Origin of the sequence: Enterobacter cloacae complex sp. P24RS (assembly GCF_014982165.1) — a bacterium.
In the GTDB taxonomy this organism is placed as follows: domain Bacteria; phylum Pseudomonadota; class Gammaproteobacteria; order Enterobacterales; family Enterobacteriaceae; genus Enterobacter; species Enterobacter quasihormaechei.
This window is the reverse complement of sequence record NZ_JADCKU010000013.1, coordinates 80,758-96,137: the sequence shown is the minus strand read 5'-3', so window position 1 is coordinate 96,137 and position 15,380 is coordinate 80,758. Positions and strand designations below refer to the sequence as shown.

General features: G+C 57.6%; 11 protein-coding genes. 3 read left to right on the top strand and 8 right to left on the bottom strand.

The window, feature by feature from the left end; all coding sequences use genetic code 11:
- The first annotated feature begins 162 nt into the window (after positions 1 to 162).
- The gene (gene fbp, locus INF58_RS14855) at positions 163 to 1,161 is read left to right on the top strand and encodes a class 1 fructose-bisphosphatase (protein ID WP_063450890.1); all 999 of its coding nucleotides are present in this window, start codon (positions 163 to 165) and stop codon (positions 1,159 to 1,161) included.
- A gap of 38 nt (positions 1,162 to 1,199) precedes the next feature.
- On the opposite strand, the gene INF58_RS14850 is transcribed toward fbp, so the two are convergent.
- From INF58_RS14850 to ytfQ, 5 genes are all read right to left on the bottom strand, one after another.
- Positions 1,200 to 2,768, bottom strand: a complete 1,569-nt coding sequence (locus INF58_RS14850; RefSeq protein ID WP_193527976.1) for a methyl-accepting chemotaxis protein — start codon at positions 2,766 to 2,768, stop codon at positions 1,200 to 1,202.
- Positions 2,769 to 2,861: 93 nt separating this feature from the next.
- Complete coding sequence (yjfF, locus tag INF58_RS14845; RefSeq protein WP_193036933.1) at positions 2,862 to 3,863, bottom strand: galactofuranose ABC transporter, permease protein YjfF; 1,002 nt, start codon at positions 3,861 to 3,863, stop codon at positions 2,862 to 2,864.
- The gene (gene ytfT, locus INF58_RS14840; RefSeq protein WP_193527975.1) at positions 3,850 to 4,875 is read right to left on the bottom strand and encodes a galactofuranose ABC transporter, ATP-binding protein YtfT; all 1,026 of its coding nucleotides are present in this window, start codon (positions 4,873 to 4,875) and stop codon (positions 3,850 to 3,852) included. The genes yjfF and ytfT overlap by 14 nt, the downstream gene beginning before the upstream one ends.
- A gap of 10 nt (positions 4,876 to 4,885) precedes the next feature.
- Entirely contained in the window at positions 4,886 to 6,388 is a 1,503-nt protein-coding gene (gene ytfR, locus INF58_RS14835; RefSeq protein WP_193527974.1) for a galactofuranose ABC transporter, ATP-binding protein YtfR, read from the bottom strand.
- Between the two features lie 102 nt (positions 6,389 to 6,490).
- On the bottom strand, positions 6,491 to 7,447 hold the full coding sequence (gene ytfQ / locus INF58_RS14830) for a galactofuranose ABC transporter substrate-binding protein YtfQ (protein ID WP_112792401.1): 957 nt from the start codon (positions 7,445 to 7,447) through the stop codon (positions 6,491 to 6,493).
- A 309-nt stretch (positions 7,448 to 7,756) separates the two neighbouring features.
- Here ytfQ and ppa point away from each other — a divergent pair, with 309 nt between their 5' ends.
- A complete protein-coding gene (ppa, locus tag INF58_RS14825) occupies positions 7,757 to 8,287 on the top strand; it encodes an inorganic diphosphatase (RefSeq protein WP_006810347.1) in 531 nt (176 codons plus the stop codon).
- 185 nt (positions 8,288 to 8,472) lie between these two features.
- On the opposite strand, the gene INF58_RS14820 is transcribed toward ppa, so the two are convergent.
- From INF58_RS14820 to tamA, 3 genes are read right to left on the bottom strand one after another with little or no spacing between them, the layout of a single operon-like run.
- Positions 8,473 to 8,817: a gamma-glutamylcyclotransferase gene (locus tag INF58_RS14820; RefSeq protein WP_063867186.1), complete on the bottom strand. Its 345-nt coding sequence runs from the start codon at positions 8,815 to 8,817 to the stop codon at positions 8,473 to 8,475.
- 2 nt (positions 8,818 to 8,819) lie between these two features.
- Positions 8,820 to 12,596 carry an autotransporter assembly complex protein TamB gene (gene tamB / locus INF58_RS14815; RefSeq protein ID WP_107534524.1) on the bottom strand — a complete coding sequence of 1,259 codons (3,777 nt, stop codon included), beginning with the start codon at positions 12,594 to 12,596 and terminating at the stop codon, positions 8,820 to 8,822.
- The gene (tamA, locus tag INF58_RS14810) at positions 12,593 to 14,326 is read right to left on the bottom strand and encodes an autotransporter assembly complex protein TamA (RefSeq protein ID WP_064910242.1); all 1,734 of its coding nucleotides are present in this window, start codon (positions 14,324 to 14,326) and stop codon (positions 12,593 to 12,595) included. The genes tamB and tamA overlap by 4 nt, the downstream gene beginning before the upstream one ends.
- 224 nt (positions 14,327 to 14,550) lie before the next feature.
- On the opposite strand from tamA, the gene msrA reads away from it, so the two are divergent.
- On the top strand, positions 14,551 to 15,192 hold the full coding sequence (gene msrA, locus INF58_RS14805; RefSeq protein ID WP_006810351.1) for a peptide-methionine (S)-S-oxide reductase MsrA: 642 nt from the start codon (positions 14,551 to 14,553) through the stop codon (positions 15,190 to 15,192).
- The last annotated feature ends 188 nt before the right edge of the window (positions 15,193 to 15,380 follow it).

Below are 15,380 nucleotides of genomic sequence, written 5' to 3'. Positions count from 1 at the left end.
CAATGTGGCGCACATTTTACCCGCATGTCAGCGGCTGTGAAACGCATTTCAGGTAAATCCGTATTTTGCTGGCGCGATTCACCTCTGCGCTAATATTTGAATGTTTGTTAAGATTGTTGGACATCAACCGCTTTACTCAACATAAGATGCAGGGAAAGTGTTATGAAAACGTTAGGTGAATTTATTGTCGAAAAGCAGCACGAGTTCTCTCATGCTACGGGTGAGCTCACTGCTTTGCTGTCGGCAATAAAGCTGGGCGCTAAGATCATCCACCGCGATATCAACAAGGCCGGTCTGGTCGATATCCTGGGTGCCAGCGGTGCCGAGAACGTTCAGGGTGAGGTTCAGCAAAAACTCGACCTGTTCGCCAATGAAAAACTGAAAGCAGCACTGCGCGCGCGCGACATCGTTGCGGGTATCGCCTCTGAAGAAGAAGATGAGATCGTCGTCTTCGAAGGGTGCGAACACGCGAAATACGTTGTTCTGATGGATCCGCTCGACGGCTCCTCCAACATCGACGTTAACGTTTCTGTTGGTACCATTTTCTCCATCTACCGTCGCGTTACGCCGGTTGGCACCCCGGTGACGGAAGAAGACTTCCTGCAACCGGGCAGCAATCAGGTTGCTGCCGGCTACGTGGTGTATGGCTCGTCCACCATGCTGGTGTACACCACCGGCTGCGGCGTGCACGCCTTTACCTACGATCCGTCACTGGGCGTGTTCTGCCTGTGCCAGGAGCGTATGCGCTTCCCGGAGAAGGGCAATACCTACTCCATCAACGAAGGCAACTACATCAAATTCCCGAACGGCGTGAAGAAGTACATCAAGTTCTGCCAGGAAGAGGATAAAGCCACGCAGCGCCCGTACACCTCGCGCTATATCGGCTCGCTGGTGGCGGATTTCCACCGCAACCTGCTGAAGGGCGGGATTTACCTTTATCCAAGCACGGCAAGCCACCCAGACGGGAAGCTGCGTCTGCTGTACGAGTGCAACCCGATGGCGTTCCTGGCCGAGCAGGCGGGCGGCAAGGCGAGCGACGGTAAAGAGCGTATCCTGGATATCGTGCCGGAAAGCCTGCACCAGCGCCGTTCGTTCTTCGTCGGCAACAACCATATGGTGGAAGACGTTGAACGCATGATCCGCGAATTCCCGGACGCGTAAGGCGTAAAAAGGGGAGCCTGACAGGCTCCCCTTTTTTATCATGCCGTTTGCGCCGTCAGCCTGAAGGAGGCCATCGCCTCCATCAGCTCGCGCGACTGCGCCTCCAGGGAACGTGTTGCCGCAGAGGATTGTTGAACCAGCGCCGCGTTTTGCTGTGCCGTTTCATCCATCTGATTAACGGCGATATTCACCTGCTCAATGCCGCGGCTCTGCTCCTGAGACGCCGTTGCAATTTCTCGCATCAGTTTGGTCATACGCAGCACTTCGGTGGCGATCTCGTCCATCGTCTCACCGGCCTGTTGCGCCAGCTCGCTGCCCTCGTTCACGTGGGTTTGCGAATCGCTGATAAGCGAGCGGATCTCCTTCGCGGCATCGGCACTGCGGCTGGCGAGATTGCGCACCTCACCCGCCACGACCGCAAAACCCCGTCCCTGCTCGCCCGCACGCGCCGCTTCTACGGACGCGTTCAGCGCCAGAATATTGGTCTGGAAGGCGATCCCATCGATAACGCTCAGGATATCGGCGATGCGCGCCGCGCTGCCGGAGATATCGCGCATCTTTTCGATGACGTAGCACACCATTTCGCTGCCGCGATCGGCGGTGTCGGAGACCGACTGCGCCAGCTGGTGCGCCTGCCCGGCGTTTTCGGCGTTACGTTTCACCGTGGCGGTGATCTCTTCCATGCTGGCGGCCGTCTGCTCCAGCGACGTGGCGGTGGATTCCGTGCGCTGGGCAAGGTTCAGGTTCCCGGCCGTCAGCTCGCGGCTGCCGGTATCAATCTGCGAGCTGGCGTCGCGCACGCGCAGGACGGAGCCCATCAGCGACTGACGCATCTCTTCGATGGCCGCGTTGAGACGATTAAATTCCTGGCTCGCAGGCGCGTTCAGGGCGTAGGTCAAATCCCCTGCCGCCACGTGTTCCAGCTGGGCAATTGAGGCTGAAAGCGGCTTGAGCAGCATATGGCGCAGCACCATCCAGGCCAGCACGATAATGCCTGCCGTCAGCAGCGCCGCGACGATAATCAGGATCAGCACGCGGGTTTTACTCGCCTGCACGGCGCTCACTTCAGCTTTGCCGCGCGCCTCGCTCCACGCCTGGAACGCCTGCATATCGTTATCAAACTGCTTCGCCACCGGCACCAGCTTGCTTTCCAGCAGATCGTAATAGCCGTCCGCGCTTTGCTCGTTCAGGGCGTTCAGCATCGGGGTGATGCCCTGCTGGTTGTACACCGCCAGGCTCGCGGCGACCTTATCCAGCAGCTTTTGTCCCTGTTCATCCGCCACGCCACCGCCGATCACGCCCTTCAGCGTTTTCTGTGCCAGCGTCACTTCCTGGTTAATGGTTTTGACCGCCTTGGCCGCATCGTCCAGCAGGCCGACCTCCATCATGCGGACGGCCTGACCCGCCTCGTTACGCGCACGCAGGATCAGCGTATAGCCGGCATTCAGCTGCACCATCTGTTCACCCTGAAGGTGATTGATGCGCTGGAGAGAAGCGGAGCTTTGTGTAAGGGCATAAATGCCGATGCCGCTGACAATCAGCAGCAGAAGGGTCATAACGGCCAGTAAAGAGAGCAAGCCGGTACGAATCGATAGCGTTTTAAGCATGATGTTATTTCCGGTAGCGAGATATTTCTGGGCATAAAAAAAGAGTATCGGCCGCTACCGGAAAATGTTTAGACTTTAAGCAATATCAGCACGTTATCGCCCTGTTACAGAGGTATTTACACGGGTAACAGGCGAGCTTTGGCGGTTCTCCCACAGCACCGTCAGGCCGCGCTGGAGCGCGATAAAAATAAACAGCAGAATGCCAATGGCGATTTTAGTCCACCAGGAGCTGAGCGTGCCGTCGAAGTTGATGTAGGTCTGAATCAGCCCCTGGATCGCCACGCCAAATAGCGTGCCGAGCACCGTCCCTACACCGCCGCTGAGCAGCGTGCCGCCGATGACCACCGAGGCAATGGCGTCCAGCTCAACCCCCACCCCCGCCAGCGCATAACCTGCCTGGGTGTACACCGAAAACACAATCCCCGCGAGCGTGGCAAGGCCGGTCGAAAGCATGTAGATGCGGATGGTGGTGCTGCGCGTGGAAATCCCCATCAGGTTCGCGGACGTGGCGCTGCCGCCAATGGCATACACCTGATTACCAAACCGGGTACGGTGGGCGAGGAAGATCCCGATCACCACCACGCCCAGCATCAGCAGCCCCATCGCGCTCAGGCGCCCTCCGCCGGGAATTTTCCACGCCAGGCTCGAGAGCGTATCGTAGATCGGGTGGTTAATCGGAATCGACTCCTCCGACACCAGATAGCTCACGCCGCGCAGGAAGAACATCCCGGCAAGGGTGATGATAAACGCCGGGATTTTCAGCGCGTCGATTAAAAGCCCCATAAAGGCGCCGAACGCGCAGCCCATGGCCAGCACCAGCGGGAACGCCAGCAGCGGCGAAATGCCCCAGAAACCAATGGCCTTGGCAAGGAACACGCCGGTAAAGGCGATCACCGACCCAACGGAGAGATCGATCCCGCCGGAGAGGATCACAAAGGTCATGCCGACGGCAATAATCCCGAGAAACGCGTTATCGGTCAGAATGTTGCAAATCACCCGCGTGGAGGCGAACCCCGGGAACTGGGTCAGACAGTAGAGGTAGCCCAGCACGAACACGCCCAGCGTGATCGTTAACGGCAAATTACGTTTTATCATGACCGCGGATCCCCTTAATGAGAGTGATAAAGCGCGGCGACTGCACGATAAGCACGATAAGCACCACGACCGCTTTGACGACCTGATTGAGCTCCGGCTGGAAGCCGGAGAGCAAAATACCGGTATTCATACCCTGAATAATCAGCGCCCCCACCACCGAGAGCAGCAGGTTAAACCGTCCGCCCATCAGCGATCCGCCGCCGATCACCACCGCGAGGATCGCGTCCAGCTCCAGCCAGAGCCCGGCGTTGTTGGCATCCGCCCCGCGAATATCGGCGGCCACGATCACCCCGGCAATCGCGGCGCAGACGCCGCTCAGGACGTAGGTCAGCATCACCATCAGCCGGGTATTCACGCCGGCGTTTTTCGCGGCCCGAATGTTAATCCCCACCGCTTCAATGAACATCCCGAGCGCCGTTTTGCGGGTGAAAAGCCAAAAGATAACCAGCGTCACGAGGGCAACGATCACCGGCGTCGGGAAGTACAGGATGTTACCGCTGCCGATCCACGCCAGGCTCGGGGAGCTAAAGGTGACGATTTGACCGGAGGTTATAAGCTGCGCCACGCCGCGCCCGGCCACCATCAAAATCAACGTAGCGACAAACGGCTGGATCTTGAGCACCGCGACCAGAATGCCGTTCCACAGCCCGGCTAATACGCCGGACCCCAGCGCGGCGAGCAGAACCACCGGCAGGCTGTGCCCGGCAACGGTCATCGAGGCGGCGGTGGCGCCCGCAATCGCCATTACCGCACCGACGGAGAGGTCGATCCCGCCGGTGGCAATCACCAGCGTCATGCCAATCGCCAGCAGCGCCACGGGCGCGGCACGGTTTAAGATGTCGATCGGGCTACCAAACAGGCGGCCATCCTGCACGACGATCTGGAAAAAATGCGGGGCTACCAGGCTATCCACCAGCAGCACCAGCAGCAGCGCCACGATTTGCGGCGTGCCGGTCGGCCAGCTGAAGCGGCGCTTCGCTTCGCCAGTTTGCGAAAGAGAACGGGACATCACATTTGACTCCTTACGCCGCGATGGCATTCATGATCGCCGGAACGGACAGCTTATCCAGCGGGATCTCAGCCACCTGCCTGCGATCGCGCATGATGATGACGCGATCGGCATAGCCAACCAGCTCCTCCAGCTCAGACGAGATCACCAGCAGCGCCAGACCGTCGGCACACAGCGTTTCGATAAGCCGGATGATTTCGGCGTGCGCGCCCACGTCGATGCCGCGCGTGGGCTCGTCGAGGATCAGGAACTGCGGTTTGGTCAGCAGCCAGCGAGAGAGCAGCACCTTCTGCTGGTTGCCGCCGGAGAGAAACTCAATGGGCTGTTCGGCGCTCGGGGTACGTATACCGAGCTGGCGGATAAAGCGCTCGGCAATGACGTTTTGCTCTTTACGCGGGATCGGACGCAGCCAGCCGCGCTGGGCCTGTAGCGCCAGAATGATGTTTTCCCGCACCGAGGCGGCGGCAATAATTCCGTCCGTTTTCCTGTCTTCCGGGCAGAAACCCACCCCGAGGCACGACGCCTGATGCGGCGAGCGTAGCGTTTGCGGTTTGCCTTTGATCAGCGCCGTTCCGCTGTCGGCGGGCCTGATCCCGAAGATCACTTCGGCGGTTTCGGTGCGTCCGGAGCCTAACAGACCCGCCAGACCCACAATTTCGCCGGGGCGCACCTCCAGGTTAAACGGCGCGATGGTCCCTTTTTTGCCGTAGTCGTGAAAGGCGGCGATCGGTTTTTCGCTCAGCAGCGTGCGGCCCGCGCGCTGGAGTGCGTTGGTCTCCAGCTCGCGGCCCAGCATCATTTTGACCAGCTCAATCTGCGGCAGCTCGCGGGTTTCCCGGCAGCCGACAAAGCCGCCGTTGCGCAGCACAGTGATGCGGTCGCTTACTTCGTAAACCTGATCGAGAAAGTGCGTAACAAAGATCAGGCTCACGCCCTGATCGCGCAGCTGGCGCATCAGGGTAAAAAGCATCTCCACTTCCTGGGTATCGAGGCTGGCGGTGGGTTCATCGAGGATCAGCACTTTCGCCGAGAGATCGATAGCGCGACAGATCGCGACGATCTGCTGCATCGCCACGGAAAAGCGGTTCAGCGGTTCGCGCACGTCGAGAGAGAAACCATAAGACTCCATCAGCTTCGTGGCGCGCGCTTCCATCTCTTTGCGGCGCAGCAGGCCAAAACGTCTGGGCTCGCGGCCTATAAACAGGTTGTCCGCAACCGACATGTTCGGCAGCAGGTTCACTTCCTGGTAGACCGTGCCGATCCCCAACTGCTGTGCATGCGCGGTATTCTTTGGCGAAATCGCATTACCTTCCAGCCAGATAGCGCCGCGATCGGCGTGATATACACCCGTCAGGGTTTTAATCAGCGTCGACTTCCCCGCGCCGTTTTCGCCGAGCAACGCCATGATCTCCCCACGCCGCAGGCTGAAATCAACGTTATCCAGCGCCTTAACGCCTGGGAAAAATTTACTCAGGCCCTCGGTGCGGAGGATTTCCTGGTGTTGTTCGGTGGTCATGATTTCCCCCTGCATTAAGCCGGATGACGCTACGCTTACCCGGCCTACAAATGAGCGTATCGTAGGCCGGGTAAGCGCAGCGCCACCCGGCAATGTCACTGATCAGTAGCCCATATTTTTCTTCTTCTCTAACTCTTCTTTCGCCGTGTCCGGCAGGTAGAGCGTGGATTTGGTGACCGTCACTTTTTCAGGCACCGTGCCGTCTTTCTTGAATTTCTCCAGCGCGTCGAATGCCGGGCCCGCCATATTTGGCGTCAGCTCAACGCTGGCGTTCGCTTCGCCGTCAATCATCGCTTTGTAGATGTCCGGCACGCCGTCGATCGAGCCGGTAAGGATATCTTTGCCCGGCTTCAGGCCCGCTTCTTTGATGGCCTGAATGGCGCCGATCGCCATGTCGTCGTTATGGGCGTAAACCATGCAGATATTTTTGCCGTTATTTTCTGCCTTGATGAAGCTTTCCATGACCTCTTTACCCTTGCTGCGGGTGAAGTCGCCGGACTGAGAACGGACGATCTTAATGTTTGGCGCGCTGGCGATGGCCTGCGCGAACCCTTTCTTGCGGTCGATCGCGACGCTCGCACCAACCGTTCCCTGCAACTCAACCACGTTACACGGCTTGCCATCCACCTGCTTCACCAGCCAGTCACCAATCAGTTTGCCTTCCAGCACGTTATCGGCGGTGACGGTGGTCATATAGAGAGATTTGTCTTTTACGTCGATGGAACGGTCGAGCAGGAAGACAGGAATTTCAGCATCTTTGGCTTCCTTCAGCACCGGCTCCCAGCCCGTCGCGACAACCGGGGCAATAAAGATGGCATCCACGCCCTGGGCGATAAATGAGCGCACCGCTTTGATCTGGTTCTCTTGCTTTTGCTGACCATCGGCGATTTTCAGCGTAATACCGCGCTTTTCAGCCTCACTTTTCGCCACGTTCGTTTCAGCGGCGCGCCAGCCGGATTCAGATCCGACCTGCGAAAATCCAACGGTTAACGGTGCGGCCATCGCCATAGACGACATGGCTGCCGAAACTGCTGTAACAAGAAGTAAGCGCTTCCACATATGAACGTCCTCGTAGGGTAGGTTATTGTTGGTTAAAAGATGTTCTGCGGATGAACTATAGCCAATGGAATATGTTACGGATTGCGTTACGTCACACTTCAGAAAAGTGAATAAAACGTTAATCACAAGTTTGTAATCGCTTTCATTTCCACATTTAAAATGCGGCTGAGTTTATGGATTATCCTGTCATGGAAACGGTCTGAAAAGTGAAGGCGCGGGGGAGATAAGACGAAAACAGGCGAAGACTTTCAGCGCCAATTGGCTATAATACTTGCCACTTGTTTACCATCCATTTTGAAGGACACCGACATGAGCTTACTCAACGTCCCTGCGGGTAAAGAACTGCCAGAAGACATCTACGTGGTTATCGAAATCCCGGCCAACGCAGATCCAATCAAATACGAAATCGACAAAGACACCGGCGCGCTGTTCGTTGACCGTTTCATGTCTACCGCCATGTTCTATCCGTGCAACTACGGCTACATCAACCACACCCTGTCTCTGGACGGTGACCCGGTTGACGTACTGGTCCCAACACCATACCCATTGCAGCCAGGCTCCGTCATTCGCTGCCGTCCTGTTGGCGTGCTGAAAATGACCGACGAAGCGGGTGAAGATGCGAAACTGGTTGCCGTACCGCACACCAAGCTGAGCAAAGAATACGATCACATTAAAGATGTGAACGACCTGCCAGAGCTGCTGAAAGCGCAGATCGCCCACTTCTTCGAGCACTACAAAGATCTCGAAAAAGGCAAATGGGTTAAAGTTGAAGGCTGGGATAACGCAGAAGCGGCGAAAGCAGAAATCATCGCCTCTTTCGAACGTGCAGCTAAGAAGTAATTCTTACTGCTGATACTAAGCCCCGCGCCTCGGGGCTTTTTTGTGCCTTTCGATCCCGGCAACCCGTGCGATTGAGAAGTATCGCCCGGAGGCGCTACGCTTGCACGGGCCTACGCTGTACAGTGCAAATCATTGATATTACAGCCACAAAAAACAACGCCACCTTACGGTGGCGTTGTCGTTTTTCATAACTGGTCTCTGTCTAACCAGTTACCGCTTTCAATCAGCGTTAACCCGTCGACCGAACGTTGGTACACATACATCCATGCACTGCCGTAAGGCGTCTGGATCAACTGGCGAGCGTATTCACCGCCCCTGGTGCGCAAGGCATCAAGTTCGGCCAGCGTAGCATTATCAATGCGATAAACTTCACCCTGTACCGTTCCGTTCCCCGGAACCGCGCCTGGATAGTGGCCCAGACTGTACAGCTGATAGTTTTCGATTGTGTAATTTCCCAGCAACTGGGCGTTGGTCATCCAGTGGCTGTTGCCTTGCTTGGTTCGTAAACTGCCGTAAACAAATATTCGCATTGCTAAAACTCAAACTGATAGAGCAGATCAAGTGCCTGGTCTACGCCGGACACTGCTTCCAGATATAGCTTAGGCATCAGGCGGTAACGTAACGTGAGTGTAGCCAGTGAGTCAAAGATCCCCACGCCATATTTTACCTGTAGACCCGGCAGTACATAGCCGCTGACCACTACCTGCGAAGAGTCACCCACGCCCTGAGTGTCCAGCGCCAGATTGCTTACGCCAAACGTCTCGCCGATTTTACCCACAACCTGACCACTTTGTGCAACCCCCAGACCGACTAACATTGACGTCATTGCCGCACCATCGCCCTGCTGGCTATCCAGACCCTGTCCGCGCAGCAGGTAAGAGAGCGCTTCCTGTTGCGACATGGCCGGGTCAGAGAAGATCTCTGCCTTAGGTTCGTCGGCAGAGCCCGTCACGCGCACACCCGCAATCACATCATCTTCGGTGGCTTCAGGGTTACGGATCGCTTCGATATTCAGGACCGGCTGATCCGGTGGACCGGAGAACAGCAGCTCACCTTTACGCACAATCAAATCCTGACCGTAGGCATGGAAGCGCCCTTCAGGAATATTGATTTGTCCATTCAGGCCCAGCCCCTGCTGATCCTGCGCCACTTTCAGGTCACCCGTGAGTCTCGCCTTCAGCCCAAACGCGTCCAAACGCACGTTATTCCCCACGTGCACGATAAGATTACTATTGATCGGTATGCCAGCGCTCTTCTGTTCAACAGGTTTCAGATTTTCATTGAGCATAACTTCATCACTGGAGACGCCAACCGCGCTTTCCGGCACCTCGTGAACCACGATGCGCGCCCACGGGACGTCGACGCGGCCGTCCAGCGTGAAGAGGCTTGGCGTTGCCTCAAAGACCACGTCTGGCGATACGTCCAGCCGCACCATCGGCGGTACCGTGATACGCACCCTGCTGCCTTTGGCCGCAATACGGGCGCGCCAGTTATCAAGCTGGCTCCAGTCTGCGTCACCGCTCAGGTTGATTTGTCCCTGCTGCGTCAGCACTGAACCACTGAGGGTTGAGCTTTGGCCGTTAAAGTTCATCGCAAGCTGGCTTGGCTGCATATCGAACGGCATAAAGTTACCGTCGATGTCCACGCCGCTTAGCCGCATCTGGCCAAACAGCTGCGGGCTTTGCGCATCTCCCGCCAGGCGCAGGTTGGCGCTGAGCATACCCGCCGCTTTTTCACCCCGCGAGAAAATCGGATTCACCATCGCCAGGTTGAAGTTGCGAATATTGACGTTGCCGCCGAGGTTGCGCCGCCCTTGCGGATCGGTAATTTGCACCTGGCCGTCAAGCTGACCGTTGTTGGTCAGACGAATAAGCCACCCCAGCTCCGCGCGGTTGTTACGCAGGTCGGCATTCAGATTCAGGGTGTCGAACGCCACCGGCAGCGGCGCGTCATTGACCTCCTGCGTGACCTTCACGTTACGCCCGGAGAGACTCACGCTGCCCTGCGGCAGCCCCTCTTTGGTGGTGTCCCACGCGACGTCCGCTTTACCGCTAAAGACCCCGCTCGCCTGGGTGGTTTCCGGCATAAACGGTTTCAGCATGGCCAGGTCAAAACGGTTGAGGTTGATCTGCGCGCGTCCTTCCGCGCCCGCATCAATGGTCTGCGGCACGCACAGCTCGGCATTCGGGTTGGTCCAGCAGTGCGGCCCAATGCTGATTTTCTGCTCTGCGTTGCGGTAGTCCAGTGCGATGGATCGGGACAGCACCAGCGGGCCAACCGGCGTGCTGAAGCGGGTGTTGTCCAGCTGCCCTTTCCAGCGCGTCGCGTTGCGGTCAAAGCTGCCGGTCAGGTGCAGCTGCCCGGAGACCGGCTCGCCCTGCACGCGCAGCTGGAGATCGTGCTGCTTCTCGTTACCTTTCGCCGCCAGCGTCACCAGGCTGATGTTCACGTCCGGCTGAGAAATACGCTCCACGCGCAGGTCGAGGCTACCGCCGATCTGATCGGTGGATTTCACGTCCCCTTCGACGCGCACGCGGGCAATGGAGAGTTCCTGCCAGCGCAGGTTGTTAGCGGTAATGTCTGCCAGCAGCTGCGGCGCTTCCACCGTACCGCGAACCTTCACTAACCCTTTCGCCGTACCGCCAAGGCCCGGCAGGGCGTTATCAAGGTTTGGCGCGTCGATGGTGGCATCCAGATCGAGGTCTTTCACCCCCAGCTCGCCTTTAATATCCGCCGTGTTGCGGCCCAGCGCCACGTGCAGGCCCGGGATCACCCACTGGAGATAGCTGTTGCCCTTAACCGAGCCCTCTACGTTGACTTTGTTCTGCTTCACGTTGCCGGTCAGCTTGATTTCCGGCACGTCCATCTGCCAGGTTCCGCCGTACAGGCTGCCGCGGGTTTTGATCAGGCCGTCGAGTTTTGACGGCCAGTCCGGTACCTCTTTGGCGGTGTTGATCCCGGTCAGCTTCAGCTCGCCGCGCCAGCTGATCGCCTGCTGCCAGTCGAGCAGCGCGGTCAGCTCGGTTTTTCCTTCCAGGGCTGCCACGGTCAGCTTGTCGAGGTTTACCTGCAACTCGTTACCCTTCGCATCCAGGGTGATATCGGCGGGCGGTACCCCCTGCCCCTTCACTGCCGTGCGGAACGACAGCGTGTAGTCGGTCATTTTGCCACTCAGCTTCAGCTTCAGATCGTCGGCCTGGAACTGCTTTTCGCCGGTGAATGGCCAGTAAAGCTGCTTGCTGACAATCTCAAGATTGAGCGGTAAACCGGCCTCTGCCAGCTGGGTTTGCCCACGCAGCACCATATCCACCGGGCCGGACAGGTTCACGCCGAACTCAAGCTTCTCGCGCAGCGCACCGCCGACCTTCACCTTCACCTTTTCGCCCTTCAGCGGATCGATGTTCAGGGCGCTGTTCAGCGTAATATCTACCGGCCAGTTGTCGCGCAGCTGCGCGTTGCCTGAGGCGTTCACCGAGCCCTGACTGGAATCGATATCCAGCGCGTCGAGCTTCATGTTGCCGTCGATGCTGCTGACTTTAAGCAGCATGTTGTAGACCGTCAGATCGGTATCACCCGTCAGACGCAGCTGCTCGCCCTTAAACTCTTCGATATTGAGGTTCAGCGGCAGATGCACGTCGGTCATCTCCGGCAGCACCGGTTTCGAGAAGAGATCTTTCAGCGTTTCACCCAGCGGTTTTTCTTCCGGCTGCGGGTTCTGGATCTTCGGCTCGACGATCTCTTCCTGCGCCACGTCGGCCACCTTCGGCAGCGCAATCAGCAGCCCTTGCAGGGAGGTTGGGGTCAGGGTGAGGTTTTTCTCCTGCCAGCGCAGACCGGAGGTGAAATCCATCACCGATACCGTCGTATCGTCGATTTTGACGTTGACGTTATCCAGCGCAACCCGATAGAGCGCAATCGGGTACGGCGTGGAGAGGTTAAGCGGGCCGCTATCCTCTTCCTCGACGGGCTCAGACTTCGGCATTTTTTTGGAATCTATCGCCACGTTTACGTCTTTTAACGACAGATCGTTTACGCACAGCCTGCTGTCCCGCAGGCAGCCCAGCTTCACCGCCAGATGAAACTCGCCCGCGTTCACCGCCACGCCGGGCTGTTCATAACGGATATTTTTCAGGCGCAGATCGCGCCAGCCGCCCGTCACCTGGCCGATTTCCAGCCCCGGCACCCAGCGGTTCGCGGCGTTAAACAGCAGATGCAGGCCCGTGGTGGTGCCCACCAGAAACGCCACCGTGCCAAGCAGCAATACGATAAAAATCAGCACTCCGAGGCTTATCTTCTTCCATAAACTCATAATTCAGGCCCCAGACCGATGTAAAACTGTAAACCGTGTTCTTCTTTGTCACCCACCGGAACGGCGAAATCGAGCTTGATCGGCCCGACCGGTGACTGCCAGCGCACGCCTACGCCCGCGCCGGTTTTGAAATCGCTGCGGCGGATGTCGTTTACCGCTTCACCGCTGTCGACAAACATGGCGCCCCACCATTTGCCGCTGACGTTGTACTGGTACTCCAGCGAGCCGGTCGCCAGCTTAGAGGCCCCGGTCAGCTGGCCTTTTTCGTTTTCAGGTGAGATCGATTTGTACTTATACCCGCGAATACTGCGGTCGCCCCCGGCGAAGAAGCGCAGGTCCGGCGGAACGCGCTCGAAATCACCCGTCTCAATCCAGCCGAGATTGCCGCGCATCACAAAGCGGTGTTTGTCATACAGCGTGCGGATCCAGACGTTTTGCGCCTGAAAGACGGAGAAGTCCACGTCGGATCCCCAGGCGGTGTTGGAATAATCGATGGAGTAGCGCTGGGAATCGCCCCAGGTTGGCATCAGGCCTCCACGCGAGCGGGTGCGGCTGATCATCACCCCCGGATAAAGCAGCATCGTGGTGTTGGTGACGTTGGCCTGGGTAAAGTGATCGAGGCTCCAGCGCAGGTTAATGGCGCGCTGCCAGCCGCTGGAGAGATCCCAGAAGCGTGAGACCGCAAGCGTTGTCGAGTCCTGCTCGGTATCGTTCAAATCGGTACGCTTAAAACCGCCCTGCACCAGGTAATATTGCTCAAGCGGGTTTTTCAGCAGCGGCATTTTGTAGCTGAAGTCCAGCTGCTGTTCAGGCGCAGAGAGGCTGACGCTGGTGGTCAGGCTGTGGCCGTAGGAGTTCATCCACGGTTTTCTCCACGAGGCCTTCACGCGCGGGCCGACGTCCGTGGAGTAGCCGACACCGGTCTCAATGGTGTTCTCGGTGCGCGGAGAGACTACGCCATGCAGCGGTAATACCTTCGTTTTACGGGATTTTTCAAATTCAGGCGCCACCACCACGGAGTTAAACCAGCCGGTAGCGGACAAACGACGGTTCAGCTCGCCGAGGTCGCTGGACTGGTAGTAGTCGCCCTTTTTGAACGGCACCAGGTTTTGCAGATACTCGTCACGGATCTGCGATCCTTCGAAGGTTACATCGCCAAACCGATAGCGTTCGCCGCTGTCGTAGTCGATATCCCAGAATGCCTGACGTCGCTCAAGCGCAACGCCCAGCTGGCTTTTGTTAAACTTGCTGTCGAAATAGCCTTTACGCAGGGAAACGTTGGTCAACGACTTTTTAAAGCGATCGTAATCCCCGTGATTGAGCACGGTGCCCACTTTCGGGCGGTTGCTGAGCAGATCCAGGTAGTCCCGATCCGTGCGCGCACCGCCGCGCAGCACCACGTTCGTGCCGCCAATCAAAACGGGTTCGCCCGGCGAAACGCGGGCAATCAATACCTGACGCCCCTTCGCCGGCGGCGGGCGTAAGTCGAAATCGATGGTGGGTTCGTAGTACCCCAACGCCTTTAAGCCTTCGCGAATGGCGTCATCCACGCGCGCGCGAAAACGCCGATCCGGCGTCACTTCATCGCTCTGGATGGTAGAAAGCTGCGCACGCACGTTTTTTTCCAGCGCCCCGGATAACCCCTCAACCTGCAAACGGACATTCGCCGCGCTGGCAATCCCGCTTGTCAGCATTAAACTGACTAAACATAACTGGCGGATCTTTGTCACGTTTTCTCCTGAATATCCCTGTTTCCACCCTGGAAGCAAATGCAGTGCCGCTCCGCGGCAAAATACGGCCTGCTGGTCAAAAACCCAAATTACGGGTTGAAAAAGGGTGCAACACCCAAATATTTCTTATGATTAAATCTAGACTCATTCATCGCATTTATTGTGTTCAATTAAACGCTTCGTGACAACCTTAACCGAAACAACGCTACCCGGGAGGCCCCACCGTGAGTTTATTCGATAAAAAGCATCTGGTATCACAAGCCGATGCGTTACCGGGACGCAACACCCCTATGCCAGTGGCGACATTACACGCCGTAAACAACCATTCAATGACAAATGTTCCTGATGGAATGGAGATCGCCCTGTTTGCCATGGGCTGCTTCTGGGGCGTAGAGCGCCTGTTCTGGCAGCTGCCGGGCGTTTACAGTACCGCTGCGGGCTACACCGGAGGGTATACGCCTAACCCAACCTACCGCGAAGTCTGTTCCGGCGAAACCGGGCATGCCGAGGCGGTCCGTGTGGTGTATGACCCGAGCGTTATCAGCTATGAACAGCTGCTCCAGGTGTTCTGGGAAAACCATGACCCGGCGCAGGGCATGCGTCAGGGTAACGATCACGGCACCCAATACCGTTCGGCTATTTATCCGCTCACCCCAGAGCAGGAGGCCGCAGCCCACGCCAGCCTGACGCGTTTCCAGGAAGCAATGCAGGCCGCCGGTGATAAACGCCAGGTGACGACCGAAATCGCTACCGCGAAACCGTTCTACTATGCCGAAGACGATCACCAGCAGTATCTGCATAAAAATCCGTACGGCTACTGCGGGATTGGCGGCATCGGCGTTTGCCTGCCTCCACAGCAGGCCTGATTACTGCATCAGCGCCACGCGAGCCGCGTGGCGCATAACTCAACCACACTCCCCGCCGCAGGCCCACCTTATTTGTCGAAAACGTGACCTCTGGCAGATTTACACGCCTTTACGCTATACTACCGCTGAAATAATCGGCTCAACGCTACGAGCTGACTTCAATATGTCTTCACACGAATGGTATCAAC

Excerpts from the sequence above, each read along its gene's own strand:
- INF58_RS14850 (WP_193527976.1), bottom strand. The coding sequence starts at position 2,768 with ATGCTTAAAACGCTATCGATTCGTACCGGCTTGCTCTCTTTACTGGCC.
- yjfF (WP_193036933.1), bottom strand. The coding sequence starts at position 3,863 with ATGATAAAACGTAATTTGCCGTTAACGATCACGCTGGGCGTGTTCGTG.
- tamB (WP_107534524.1), bottom strand. The coding sequence starts at position 12,596 with ATGAGTTTATGGAAGAAGATAAGCCTCGGAGTGCTGATTTTTATCGTA.
- ppa (WP_006810347.1), top strand. The coding sequence starts at position 7,757 with ATGAGCTTACTCAACGTCCCTGCGGGTAAAGAACTGCCAGAAGACATC.
- fbp (WP_063450890.1), top strand. The coding sequence starts at position 163 with ATGAAAACGTTAGGTGAATTTATTGTCGAAAAGCAGCACGAGTTCTCT.
- INF58_RS14820 (WP_063867186.1), bottom strand. The coding sequence starts at position 8,817 with ATGCGAATATTTGTTTACGGCAGTTTACGAACCAAGCAAGGCAACAGC.
- ytfR (WP_193527974.1), bottom strand. The coding sequence starts at position 6,388 with ATGACCACCGAACAACACCAGGAAATCCTCCGCACCGAGGGCCTGAGT.
- ytfQ (WP_112792401.1), bottom strand. The coding sequence starts at position 7,447 with ATGTGGAAGCGCTTACTTCTTGTTACAGCAGTTTCGGCAGCCATGTCG.